Source organism: Pseudooceanicola sp. NS-SX9, assembly GCF_057380705.1.
In genome coordinates, this window is the sequence record NZ_JBXXRN010000007.1 from 187,039 (window position 1) to 199,921 (window position 12,883).

Consider the following 12,883-nt stretch of genomic DNA (forward strand, 5'->3'; position numbering starts at 1 on the left):
TGCCAAGGGGCTGACTAAGCGCGGTCCCACCGTCATTGCGGATGAAGACGTCAGTCATGGGCTGGGAATTCCGGCTGGTTTGCGAGCGCGGCGGCAAGGTCCCCGAGCTGGCGCATCAGCCCCTCGGCATTCTCGAGGCAGCGCAGGTCGAGCCAGACGGCATCCTTGGCGATCCGCCCGATGACCGGCACGGGCAGGCTGCGCAGCGCCCGCGCGATCACTTCGGCGGTCCGGCCCGGGGCGGGAATGCGCAGGGCGAGACTCGGCAGCGTTTCCAGGGGCAGTGCGCCGGATCCGATCTGCGCCTCGGTGATCGCAAGATCGGGGGCATGGCGCGGGGGCAGGGCGGCTGCCAGCACGGGCAGGATCTTCTGGCCGAGGCTTTCCATCTCTGCCGTCGGGCGCGCGAAGTGGCGTAGCGTGGGCAGCTTGTGCTGAAGCTCCTCGGGGCGCCGATAGAGCGCAAGCGTCGCCTCCAATGCGGCCAGCCGCACCTTGTCGAGGCGCAGTGCGCGTTTCAACGGATGGCGAGAACAAGCCTCGACAAGGTCGCGCCGCCCGGCGATGAACCCGGCCTGCGGCCCGCCAAGCAGCTTGTCCCCGGAAAACGTCACAAGATCAGCGCCCTCGGAAAGCGCATCCTGCACGGTCCGTTCGCGCGGCAGCCCCCAGCGGGACAGATCGACCAGCACCCCCGAGCCGAGGTCATCCACCAGCGGCAGCCCCGCGGCCCGGGCGACCGGCGCGATCTCGGGGATCGTCGCCTCCTTGGTGAACCCGAGCACACTGAAGTTGGAGGTGTGGACCTTCATCAGCAGGCCGGTGTTCGGCCCGATGGCATCGGCATAATCGCGCATATGGGTGCGGTTGGTCGTGCCGACCTCGTGCAGGACGGTTCCGGCGCTTTCCATCACCTGCGGCAGCCGGAACGACCCGCCGATCTCGATCAGCTCGCCGCGCGACACCACCGTCTCGCGCCCGTGGGCAAGGGTCGCCAGCACCAGGAGAAGCGCCGAGGCGTTGTTGTTGACAAGGCAGGCGGCCTCGGCCCCGGTGATCTCGCACAGCAGATCCTGAACGGCGTCATCGCGGTGACCGCGCCGGCCGGTCTCGAGATCGAATTCCAGCGCGAGGGGGGCCGTCATCGCGCGGTGCGCGGCCTCGACGGCCGCCCCGGCATAGACCGCGCGCCCGAGATTGGTGTGCAGAACCGTACCGGTCATGTTGAAGACGGGCTTCATCGCCGGCGCGCTTTCGCGGTCGAGCGACTGGCGCGCTTCGCTGGCGATGGCGTCCGAGGCATCACTGCGCGACGAGGGGGGCGGCGCGCCCGCAATCAAGGCCCGGCGCAACAGATCTAGGCCCGCCCGGATCTGTTGCAGGCTGCGGTCGTGCCCATGCGCGGCCACGCAGGCCTGCCCGGAAGGGGTTTCCAGTACTTCGTGCACCGACGGTAGGATCGAGAAGCGTGATTGCATGGTGCGGACATCTCTCCCCTTCTGTCCGTGCTATGGTGGACAAAGCATAGACTGGGCGGCGTCCTGGCGCTGCTCTATTGCTGTTACCAAGCCTCGGCTTCTGTGATACCTGCCGGATGGTCAACGGCACGCCGGGATCGGCGCGGCAGATCATCAGGTCAGGTAGGCGCTTGTGCCGATGTCTGGCGGGGGGGCGTCCGTTCGGGCCATTGCCGGGCCCGGCCGTCCATGGCCGCGCCGGGTGGGGGCACAGCCGGGCAAGGATCCGGGATCCGAAGCACGGTCTGCGGGGGGGCGACCGTTTCGCCGAGGCGCAACATGCGCCTGCCGGCGGCTGATCTCGTCAGTATTGGCCGAGGCGGGCCATCTGGGTCGCGATGTCGCGGAACAGCGGGTCGGTTTCGGGCGTCCGGGGCAGCAACGAAAGGCGGGCGACAAGACGCCGGAGCTGACGCTGGATGAAAGTCCCGAGGCGGTTTTCCCGCAAGGCCTGCCGGCCAAGTTGCACCATCTGCATGATAAGATCCTTTAAATCCCAAACGGTTCACGTTCGCTTGGGTAGGGTCTAAGGGATGCAGCGTGCGACGACTACCGCCAACGCGGCAATGCCGTCATGCACATATGGAAGGGCAGGATCGCCCTACAATATAGGTGGTCAACCGACCTGCAGCAGGCAGCCGGGGTCCGATTGCGGGCAGGACAGCTCGGGTCCGGTCAGCCCGCCGTCCTCAGCCACACGCCAGATCTGGACATCGCGGCTGACCATGCCCGCGACGAGGAACTGACGTCCATCGGGTGAGAGCAGGCACCCCCGCACATTCTGCATGCCCAGCCGCACCGTCTCGATCGGGCTGGGGATCCCTTCTGCATCGAGGCCGAACCGGGTGACAGCCTCCATCCCCCGCAGCAGCGCATAAAGCTGCCCCCGCCGGGCATCGAGGGCCATGTCGGAGGGCATCATCTCGCGCGAGGGGGCAATCCCCTGCGGCAGGAGGCTGCCTTCCCACAGGAGGTCGGGGCTGGTGCTGCCGGGGTCGAGGCGGAAGGCGCGCAGCAGAGGCTTGGTCTCGTGGTTGACGTAGAAGACCGGAAGGTCGGGATGGAACATCGAATAGCGCGGTGAGCTGCCGGGAGGCGCGTCAACGCCGCCCTGGTGGATCAGCCGCCGCGCGGCATGGTCGAGTGTGAACAGTTCCACCCGGTCGCCACCCTTGTCGCACACGACAAAGAGATCCCGGTCGGGGGCGCGCGCGACGCAATGCAGCTGGGAATGGCTCTGCGCGGGAAGAGTGCCGCTGGCGTGGTGGCGGTGAATATCGCAGGGCGGCCCGATCCGACCCTCGGCGTCGAGCGGGAACAGGACCGTGCCCGCCTCGTCATGGTCGAGGACGATGCGCAAGCTGCCGTCTGGGTCGCGCACCGTCCGGGTCACCGGCGTATGGCCGGTGTGATGCACCACGATGAGGAAATCGCCGGACATGTCCTGTGCGGCATAGCTGGGCAGGGTTCCAAAGCTCGGGCTGCGACCGATTTCGCTCAGGCCGCCGGTCTCGGGGTCGATGCGCAGCGCGACGATCTGACCACCGCCGCCCAGATGGCAGCCCGGCAGGGTGAGGGCCTCGTGCAGCGCATAGATCACCCCGCGCCTGCGGTCATGATACATCGCGCCGACGCTGAGATCCGGTACGACGGTTTCGCGGAACACGGGGTTGCCGCTGGTCGGGTCGATGTCATGAATGGCGATGCCATGACTGCTCGGGGGCGCCTTTTCCCACGAAGACGGACCCTTGCGGCGGTTTCCGACATAGAGGCACGGTGTCATTGCTGCTTCCTAATCGAGCGAGGCGAGGGGGGCGCGCCGGTTTGCCATCCGGTCCAGGAGGTCTGGCACCGCCCAGCCCGCGGGATCCTGCGCGGCAAGCGCCGCGATGTCGGCCTTCACCTGATCGAGGCCCCACTCATCGGCCTGCCGCATCGGACCGCCCCGCCAGCGGGGAAAGCCAAAGCCATGCACGAGCACAAGGTCCACATCCGCCGGACGCCGGGCGATCCCCTCGTCGACGATGCTGAGCGCCTCGGCGATCATGGTCAGGGTGAGGCGGCGCGAAATCTCGTCTTGCCGGAACGTCCGGCGGGTGATCCCCTGCCTGCGCGAGGCGGCCTCGATGAGCGCGGTCACGGCGGTTGAAGGCTGTGCGGCGCCCTCGTCGTAATCATACCAGCCAGCCCCCGTCTTGCGCCCAAGCCGGCCGAGCTGCTCGACCATGAGGTCGGGAACCGTCTCGCCTGTCTCGGGCAGGCCGGCGGCCCGCCGCTTGCGCCGGCGATTGGCATGGGCGATGTCGAGCCCCGAGAGATCCTGCGCGACATAGGGGCCCATCGCCATGCCGAACGCCACCATCGCCGAGTCGATCTGGTCGGGAAGCGCCCCTTCCAGCAGCAGCTGATCCGCCGCCGCACGATAGCGGGTGAGGATCCGGTTGCCGATGAAGCCGTCGCAGACACCTGCCTCGACGGCGATCTTGCCCAGCCGCCGGCCAAGCGCGAAGGCCGTGGCAAGGGTTTGTTCCGAAGTGGGTCTGGCGCGGATGACCTCGAGCAGCTTCATCACATGGGCCGGGGCAAAGAAATGCAGCCCGAGGAAACGCTCGGGATGGGCAAGCCCCTCGGCGATGGCATTCACGTCCAGATAAGAGGTGTTGGTCGCCAGAAGCGTGGTCGCAGGCAGCGCGGCATCCAGCCGGGAAAAGAGGGCGCGCTTGACCTCCAGATCCTCGAACACCGCCTCGATCGCAAGGTCGACCGGGGGCAGGGGGGCGTCGCTGCCATGAAGAAAGGCGAAGCCCTCGGAAAGGCGCCGCTCGGCCTCGGCCGGGTCCAGCTTCCCGCGGCGAAGGGCCTCGTCGAAGAGCGTGCGGAGATTGGCCTGCGCCCGGTCGCTTGCGGCGGCGTCGTGCTCGAGCAGGGTGATGTGGATCCCCGCGCCTGCCAGCGCGTAGGCGATGGCGGCGCCCATGGTTCCGCCGCCGACCACGAGGGCGGTCGTGATCGCTGCGGGCGTCAGCGCCTTGATCGCGCCCGATGCGCCTGTGCTGCGTTCGGCAAAGAAGACATGGCGCAGGGCGCGGGCCTGTGGGCCGCCCCGAAGCTCCAGAAAGGCTGCGCGTTCGGCGGCAAGTCCGTCCTGCAGCGGAACCGTTGCAGCGGCCTCCATCAAGGCGATCGCCTGTTGTGGCGCGATCTGGCCCCGCAGCCGTTTCTGCGCGGTGCTGCGGGCGGCGGCGACCGCCTCGGGCGCGGCCTTGGGCGGCGGCAGGTCATCGATTGGATCCCGGGCAGAGAACGTTTCCGCAGGCAGCCCGAGGGCCGCGGCAAGGGGCGCATCGGAGAGCGTGTCGACCAGCCCGAGGCGCAGCGCCTCGCTTCCCTTCACCGTGCGTCCGGTGCTGATCAACGGCAGCGCCGCCTCTAGCCCGATCAGCCGTGGCAGGCGCTGCGTGCCGCCGGAGCCCGGCACCACCCCAAGCGTCACCTCCGGCAGACCGACCACCGCGGTCGGCGTGGCAATACGATAGCGGCAGGCCAGCGCGATCTCGTACCCGCCGCCAAGCGCCGCGCCGTTGATTGCGGCGATGGCGGGCAGCTGCATCAGGGCCGCGACCACCTCGGGCAGATGCGGGCCTAGCGCGGGGCCGTCAAATTCCTTCGCATCGGCCCCGGCGATGAAGCTGTGCCCCGCGCCCGTCAGGATCACCCGGTCGATCCGTCCGGCGGCGAGGGCCTCCCGGGCCTGTGTGCAGGCCTCGAGCAGGCCCGCCCGGACGGCCTGGCCGATGACATTTACCGGCGGGTTGTCGAGGGTCACGACAAGGGCGCCGCCGCGCAGTTCGCGGCGGACGGGCCCGTCGGTGCGGGTAAGGGTCTTGGCCATGACTGGGCTCCTCCCGGTTGGCGTTTTGGCTGGGCGCGGATGTGCTGGGCGCGGGATCGCCCTTAGCGCGACTTCGCGAGAAAGGCCTCGATCGCGGTCCGATGCTCGGCTGAGGTATAGCAGATCGCCTGGCTGCGCCCGCCGAGGTTGAAGATCTCTTCCAGCCCGGTCTCGAAGCTTTCGTTGAGGATGGTCTTGCCGAGGGCCAGCGCGGTCTGCGATCCGCGGCTGAGTTCGACCGCCCAGGCCAGCGCTTCGGTGACGGCAAGGTCTGGGGCGGCAGTGCGGTCGCTCAACCCGATTTTCAAGGCTTCCTCGGCCCCGACCCGCCGGCCGGAATAGATCAGATCCTTGGCTCGCGCGAGGCCGACACGGCGCGGCAGCAGATAGAGACTGCCGCCATCGGGGATCAGGCCGCGCTGCAGATAGCTGATCGCGAAGAACGCGCTGTCCGCCGTCAGCACGAAGTCGCAGGCCAGGGCCAGATCGGCCCCCAGACCCACGGCGGGGCCGTTGACAGCGGCGATCACCGGCTTGGGAAAGGCATGAATGCGCGAAATCGCTTCATGCGTGCGGATCTGCCGCCGCCAGCCGTTGAAGGCGACCTCTCCGGGTGGCGCCTCGAGCCGGGCCCGCATCGCCGCGATGTCGCCGCCGGCGCAAAAGCATTTGCCGGCACCGGTGATGACGACCGCGCGCACCGCGGGATCCTGTTCGAGCTGGTTCATCACCGCGATCAGCGCCTCGCGCAATTCGTCGTTGATGGCGTTGCGGGTGTCGGGCCGGTTGAGCGTCACCAGCGCCACATCCCCTTCCAGCGACCACATGACCGCATCCGTGGACTGCATCAGATCCCCTCCCTCATGGTTCGTGTTCCTGCCGGGGAGAGTTAGCGTGACGACGGGCATCACATGCACTGAATAACGTGATGATGCAGTCACGATCTGTTATCGCACAGGCAGGCCACGGATTTTAAAGTGAAATCGCGCTTGCAAGCGATGCACTTCGACGTTGTGATACGGCGGGGGCAGCTTTGGGCCATCACGCTGAGGGGTGTGAAGGCCGGGATTGGGCTGCAAGACGGAGGACACGCCGGATGCGGCATCTCGACGACATGATGCAGGACGGCCAGGACGAGCCGCAGCTTCAGAACATCAAGGTCTTCCTGTGCGTGGCAGAGGTCGAAAGCATTGCGCAGGCCTCGAAAGTCCTGTTCCGCGCGCCCTCGGCCGTTTCGCGCGCCATCGTCGAGCTGGAGCGCTCGATCGGCTTTCAGTTGTTCGAGCGGAGCGCGCGGGGAATCATTCTCAACGAATACGGCGCCATCGTGCTGGAGCGGGCCCGGCGGATCGAGGTCGAGCTGGGCGAGGCCGCGACAGATCTGACACGGGCGAAGACACGCACCGCGGCGCCCTCGCTGGCTGCGGTCAGCCACCTTCTGTTCAACAACCGCAAGCTTTCGCTGCTGATCGGCGTGGTCGAGACCCGCAAGATCTCCAGCGCGGCCGAGCTGCTTGGAATCACCCAGTCGGGTGCCAGCATGTCGCTGGGCCGGATGGAAGAGGCGCTTGGGGTGCGGCTTTTTCATCGCGGGCTGCAGGGCGTCATACCCTCGGAACTGGCGGGGCGCGTGGCGCTGCGGGCGCGCAGGGTCTTTGCCGAGCTTCGGCACATGCTGCTCGATGTCTCCGCGGCGTCCGGTTCGTTCAGCGGCACCATCGTGGTGGGTACGCTGCCGCTCGGGCGGACCGAGATCTTTCCGATGGCGATCGCGGATGCGATTTCTCAGCACGCGGGCATCCGGGTGACGACCATCGACAGCCCGTTCGAGCAGCTGATCGCGGGCCTGAGGTCGGGTGAGATCGACGTGGTGGCCGGCGTGCCGCGGAGAGAGGTCGACCTGACTGGCCTCGCGGTCGAGCCGCTTTTTTCCGATCGCTTGATCGTGGCCGCGCGGCGCGATCACCCTCTGGTCGGGCGGCGCGATCTGGGGCTGGCGGATGTGCAGGGCGCGCGCTGGATCCTGCCGTGGAAAAGCTCGCCCAGTCGCAGGCTTTTCGAAGACCGCTACCGCGAGGCCGGCCTCGTGCCGCCAGTGCCGAACGTGGAATCGGCCGATCTGGCGGTGATGCGTCAGTTGCTGGCCGCGAGCGATGCGCTGTCGCTGGTGTCGCGGCGGCAGATCCTGTTCGAGATCCGGTCGGGCCTTCTGGCAGAGGTCGAGATCGGGCTGGAGGGGATGGATCGCGAGGTCGGCCTGATCCTGCGCGAAGGCGCGATGCTTTCGACCGTCGCAGAGGTGCTGATCGAGGCATTGCGCCGCCGGGCCACGGTGATGCGGACGCAGGGTTGAGCGGCGATCAGCGCCTGCGCCCGCGGGGCGGATGCTGGTAATCGCCGAGCGGCAGAGAGGCCTCGCGCCGCGCGGTTTCGGCAAGGGCCGCATCAATGTCGCCGGGGATGCGGCGAAGGTCGCCCGCCCGCCGCGTGACGCCGGCCCGGTCGAAACATTCCAGCACTTCGATCAGCAGGTTGCGGCCGGTCCCCGAGGCGGCGCGCAGATCCGTGACCGAAAAGCCCGCTTCCTGCTGTTCCGACAGCTCCGCTGCCAGTCGCGCGATCCGTTCAAGCGGTGCGTTCAGCATGAACCGGGTGCGCGAGATGCGCCAGATCGTCCCGTCGCCCCGGTGCGCATGAAGCAGGCGGGCGACCTCGCCCGGGGCAAGCCCCATCGCATCCGACAGATCCCGCAGGGAAAAGGATCCAGGCCCCAGGATCGCCGCGGCCTCCTGCAGGGCCTGCCAGGCGCGGCCGCTGTCCTGGGGCGGCGGGGTGTGATCGGGATGCTGGACGAAGGTGCCACGCGCAATCAGCTTCCCGCTCTCCATCATGCGCCTGAGCACGACGCGCCCGGCCTCGCGAGAGGTGTCGCGGGGCAGCCGGGCGATACAGGCCGCCGACGAGGGCCCCGCGAGGGCCGGGTGCTCCGCGTGAAACTCCGCGACCGCGGCGAGGATCTCGGTCCCGATCGCCGCGGCGGTCGGTTCCGAGATTGCCTTGCCCTCGTTGCGCCCGAAGGTCACGGCGCCGGTTTCGGCAATCCATTCCCGCAGGGGCGCCTCGAGGACACCCAGATCCTGGACAAGCCTCGGGATGTCGATCTCGTGGCCCGGAATGTCCAGCAGGGCCTGCACGATCTGACGTGGGTCGCCCTGTTCCAGCGCGGCCCAGATCGGGGCGCTGCGTGCGTCCTTGCGCCGCCGCCGGGGGGCGTGCGGTTCGATCACCGTGCCGCCCCCGACCGTGCGCCGCCCCGAGGCGTCGCGCAGCACGAACCTGTCCCCGATGATCGCCGCGACGGGCCGGGCCGGGATCAGGTATCCGATGGCGTTTTTCCCCGGCTCGAGCTCTTGCCCCTCGTCCAAAAGAACGCGGCAGGGCTGGTCGGCCGTGCCGTGGTGAAGGCGCAGTGTGCTGTTGTGCTCAAGCCCCTTCTCGCCCGCCAGGGCGCGCAGCCGAACCGCCAGCCGGGAAGTTGGCGCATGTGCGTCGGCCGATATCAGCCAGTCGCCGCGCCCGACCTCGTCGAGGGCGATTCCCCCGAGACTGAGCGCGCAGCGGTCGCCCGCGACGGCCCGCGCCACCTTGGCCCCGGCCGATTGCAGGCCCCGGACCCGCACCTCGTGCCCTTCGGGCGAAAGGATGAGGCGGTCCTCCTGTGCCACGGCCCCCGCGCGCACCGCACCGGAGACAACGGTGCCTGTTCCCGGAACGGTAAAGGCGCGGTCGACGGCAAGGCGGAATCCGCGTTCGGCGATGGCGGGGGCCACGTGCTGCCGCGCCGCCGCGCGCAGCCTTTCCGCCAGCTCCGGCACGCCCGCGCGGCTACGGCTGCTCACGGCAAGCATCGGGGAACCGCAAAGCGCGGTCGGCGCCAGAAGCGCCGCGATCTCGGCCATCACATCCCTGACCCGCGCGGGCGGGACGAGATCCGATTTGGTGATGGCCACGAGACCGGCCGAGAGACCGAGCATGTCGAGGATCTGCACGTGTTCGATGGTCTGGGGCATCACCCCGTCATCCGCGGCCACCGTGAGAAGGGCGAAAGCGACGGACCCGACGCCGGCCAGCATGTTGCGCACGAATCTTTCGTGTCCGGGAACATCGACAAAGCCGATGGTGTCGATGTCGGACTGCGGCCAGTAGGCAAACCCGAGGTCGATCGAGATGCCGCGCTGCTTTTCCGCGGGAAGCTTGTCGGTATCGACGCCGGTCAGGGCGCCGACGAGGCTTGTCTTGCCATGATCAATATGGCCGGCCGTCGCGATGAGGAACATGGCTTCCCAGTCTCATGAGGTGCGCGCACGGCGCACGGCTTCGTCATAGGGTCTTGTAAGCAATGCGTGGGGGCATGCCCAAGACTCTCCGGGCGAGCGGGGGCTCATAACCGCATCTCGTTTCGTGATGCCTGCTTAGTGCCGGGCCGGAACAGCGCTATGGTCCCGAAGACGGCGGAGGTCGGTCCCGCCTGCGGGATGGAAGAGAGGAGACCCGGCGATGACAGGAGTGCAGGCCTTGGACCACGGGCCGTCAGACGCGGAGCCGCGCCTGACCTCGTTGGCGCATGGTGGTGGTTGCGGCTGCAAGATCGCGCCCGATGTCCTGTCCGGGCTGCTGGCTGGCAGCGGCGTGGACGCGCTGTGTCCGCCCGAGCTTCTGGTTGGGAACGATCGCAGCGACGATGCCGCCGTCTGGAAGCTGAACGACACCCAGGCCATTGTCGCGACGACAGATTTCTTCATGCCTGTCGTGGACGATCCGACCGATTTCGGCCGTATCGCGGCAACCAATGCGATCAGCGACATCTATGCGATGGGGGGCACGCCGATCATGGCGCTGGCCATCGTCGGGATGCCGGTCGACCGGTTGAGCCCGGCCACGATCTCTGCGGTGCTCGACGGCGGCAAGTCGGTCTGTCTTGCCGCGGGCATCCCCGTGGCGGGCGGGCATACGATCGACTCGGTCGAGCCGATCTATGGTCTTGTCGTCATCGGCACGGTCCATCCAGATCATGTCGCCGTGAATGCCGCTGCGCGTTCAGGTGATGTGCTGGTCTTGGGCAAGCCGCTGGGCGTCGGCATCCAGTCGGCTGCGCTCAAGCAGGGCCGCCTCGATGCGGACGGCTATGCCGCGATGATCGACACGACGACGCGGCTCAACACGCCCGGGCCCGAACTTGCCCGGATCGAGGGTGTCCATGCCATGACCGACGTGACCGGCTTCGGGCTGGCCGGGCATACGCTGGAGATGATGCGGGCCGCGGGCTGCGCGGCCGAGATCGACTGGCCCGCCGTTCCGCTTTTGCCCGGCGTCGCCGGGATGGCCGCGGCCGGGCTGCGGACCGGCGCCTCGGGGCGGAACTGGAGGGCCTGCGCGGCAGAGGTGGCACTGCCTGCCGACCTGCCCGAAGCGGTGCGCACGCTGCTGACCGACCCGCAGACCAGTGGCGGGCTTCTGGTGTCCTGCACCGCCGATGCGGCGGACAGGGTTCTGGAGATTTTTCACGAACATGGGTTCGCTCATGCCGCAGTGATCGGACGGGTGGCCGCCGCGCCATCCCCCCGACTGACGCTGCGGATGGAATGACGGGAACGGGCCGCGGGTCGCCGACCCGTGGTGGAGGATGCGAAAGGAGGCTTTCGATGAATGAGAGCTACAAGGTGGTCTGGCCAAGTGCACGCCAGACCCACAAGGGCCACAAGCTGGCCACCCGGCTTGAGAGTCTGGAGGGCAAGGTTGTCGCCCAGCTCTGGGACTGGGTGTTCAAGGGCGACAAGATGTTCGAGATCTGGGAGCGCGAGCTTGCGCGTCTCTATCCCACGATCAAGTTCGTCAGCTGGCGTGAGTTCGGCGAGATCCACGGTGCGAACGAACACGCCGTTCTCGAGGAGCTTCCTGCCAAGCTCAAGGAATACAACGTCGACGCCGTGATCTGCGGCGTCGGCTGCTGAGGCTCCTGTACGGCCGCCGTGACGCGTGCCAGCGCTTTGGTGGAGCAACTTGGCTATCCGACCGTGACCATGCTGTGTTCCGGTTTCGTGAACCAGGGCAAGATGACGGCCAAGGGCCTCGGACTGCCGAACATGCCCCATACGATTCATCCCGGACACGTCAATTTCGTGACCGATGAACAGCTTGAGAAGACGGTCGCCGGACCGATGCTGCAACAGGTCATCCAGGGTCTGACGGTTCAGCCCGAGGAAGCCGGATACAGCAAGGAACCGGACAAGACCGATATCGTCTTCGAGGGCGACTTCGACGAGGTGAATGCCTATTTCCTGGAAAACGAGTGGAGCGAGGGCTTGCCTGTCGTGCCCCCGACGCTCGAGAAAGTGGAGGAATTCCTGTCGTTCACGCCACGGGATCGCAACGAGATCCTTGGCAAGGCCCTGCCTGCGAACCGCGAGGCCACGGTGTGGAGTGTTGCCGTCAACGGCGTGATGTCCGGGTGTCGTCCCGAATACATGCCGGTGCTGGTGGCGATCACCGAGGCGATGATGGATCCGCAGTTCGGGCATGAACACCTTGGCCATACCCCGGCGACGGAGACGCAGATCATCGTCAACGGCCAGATCCTGAAGGACCTGCAGTTCAACTTCGGACAGGCGGCGCTCCGGCCCGGCTTCCAGGCGAACACCTCGGTCGGTCGTTTCTGGCGGATGTACATGCGCAATGTCTGCGGTTTCATCCCGCACCAGACGGACAAGGGCTGTTTCGGCGGCAACTTCCGGATCGTGCTGGCCGAGAGCGAGGACCTCACCCACGAGATGGGGTGGCCGACGCATGGCGAGGACGAGGGCTTTGCCTTTGGCGAGAACGTGGTGACGATCACCGCCTGCACCGAGATGACCCAGGCCATCGAGGTGGGCGATCCGGTCGCGGAACAGATCCTGAAGAACATCGAGGCCCGCATGGCGGACAACAACATGTTCATTCAGTTCTTCTTCCGCGGCATGGTGACAAGGCCTCTTGTCGTGATCACGCCGGCAATTCTGCGTGTGCTGACCGATCAGGGCTGGACCAAGGAGAAAGTTCGCAGGCATTTCTACGAGAACGCCAAACTGCGTGTCTCGCGCCTGTCGGGTATGATCCTCAACCGCTTCTATCGCGGCATCAACGAGAAGTGCTGGCCAGAACAGCTCGGGTCGTCGATGGACACGGAGCGGGATATCCAGATGGTGTCGAAGCCCGAGGACTTCCTGATCGTGGTGGCGGGCGATCCAGATCGGGATCACACCATGATCGGGTCGGGCAATGGCTACATCGGTTTCCCGGTGTCGAAAAAGATCGACCTGCCGGAAGGCTGGACCGATCGGCTGGCGGGGCTTCGCAAGAAGACCTGACCTGCGGCTGCATGCGAAGGTGCCCCCGGACTTGGAGGAGGCCGGAGGCACCATCTGTCCGGCGGGCAATC

Annotated in this window: 9 protein-coding genes; 3 read left to right on the plus strand and 6 right to left on the minus strand. The window is 67.3% G+C overall.

Annotation, left to right across the window (positions count from 1 at the left end):
• Nucleotides 1-50: 50 nt before the first annotated feature.
• The 5 genes from selA to AC2ITM_RS24040 form a co-directional block, all read right to left on the minus strand.
• Nucleotides 51-1,478 carry an L-seryl-tRNA(Sec) selenium transferase gene (gene selA / locus AC2ITM_RS24020; protein ID WP_486470713.1) on the minus strand — a complete coding sequence of 476 codons (1,428 nt, stop codon included), beginning with the start codon at nucleotides 1,476-1,478 and terminating at the stop codon, nucleotides 51-53.
• A 343-nt stretch (nucleotides 1,479-1,821) separates the two neighbouring features.
• Nucleotides 1,822-1,995, minus strand: coding sequence for a hypothetical protein (locus AC2ITM_RS24025; RefSeq protein WP_486470714.1), 174 nt, complete (start codon nucleotides 1,993-1,995; stop codon nucleotides 1,822-1,824).
• A 138-nt stretch (nucleotides 1,996-2,133) separates the two neighbouring features.
• Nucleotides 2,134-3,300, minus strand: coding sequence for a lactonase family protein (locus AC2ITM_RS24030; RefSeq protein ID WP_486470715.1), 1,167 nt, complete (start codon nucleotides 3,298-3,300; stop codon nucleotides 2,134-2,136).
• Between the two features lie 9 nt (nucleotides 3,301-3,309).
• Nucleotides 3,310-5,409, minus strand: a complete 2,100-nt coding sequence (locus AC2ITM_RS24035) for an FAD-dependent oxidoreductase (RefSeq protein WP_486470716.1) — start codon at nucleotides 5,407-5,409, stop codon at nucleotides 3,310-3,312.
• A gap of 62 nt (nucleotides 5,410-5,471) precedes the next feature.
• Nucleotides 5,472-6,236 carry an enoyl-CoA hydratase/isomerase family protein gene (locus AC2ITM_RS24040; RefSeq protein ID WP_486470717.1) on the minus strand — a complete coding sequence of 255 codons (765 nt, stop codon included), beginning with the start codon at nucleotides 6,234-6,236 and terminating at the stop codon, nucleotides 5,472-5,474.
• A 269-nt stretch (nucleotides 6,237-6,505) separates the two neighbouring features.
• Between AC2ITM_RS24040 and AC2ITM_RS24045 the strand changes: the two genes are divergently transcribed.
• Nucleotides 6,506-7,762, plus strand: a complete 1,257-nt coding sequence (locus AC2ITM_RS24045) for a LysR family transcriptional regulator (protein WP_486470718.1) — start codon at nucleotides 6,506-6,508, stop codon at nucleotides 7,760-7,762.
• 7 nt (nucleotides 7,763-7,769) lie between these two features.
• Here the strand turns inward: AC2ITM_RS24045 and selB are convergent, their stop codons facing one another.
• Nucleotides 7,770-9,746 carry a selenocysteine-specific translation elongation factor gene (gene selB / locus AC2ITM_RS24050; RefSeq protein WP_486470719.1) on the minus strand — a complete coding sequence of 659 codons (1,977 nt, stop codon included), beginning with the start codon at nucleotides 9,744-9,746 and terminating at the stop codon, nucleotides 7,770-7,772.
• Between the two features lie 220 nt (nucleotides 9,747-9,966).
• On the opposite strand from selB, the gene selD reads away from it, so the two are divergent.
• Nucleotides 9,967-11,055, plus strand: coding sequence for a selenide, water dikinase SelD (gene selD / locus AC2ITM_RS24055; RefSeq protein WP_486470720.1), 1,089 nt, complete (start codon nucleotides 9,967-9,969; stop codon nucleotides 11,053-11,055).
• Nucleotides 11,056-11,111: 56 nt separating this feature from the next.
• Nucleotides 11,112-12,812, plus strand: coding sequence for a UGSC family (seleno)protein (locus AC2ITM_RS24060; RefSeq protein WP_486470721.1), 1,701 nt, complete (start codon nucleotides 11,112-11,114; stop codon nucleotides 12,810-12,812).
• Nucleotides 12,813-12,883: the final 71 nt, after the last annotated feature.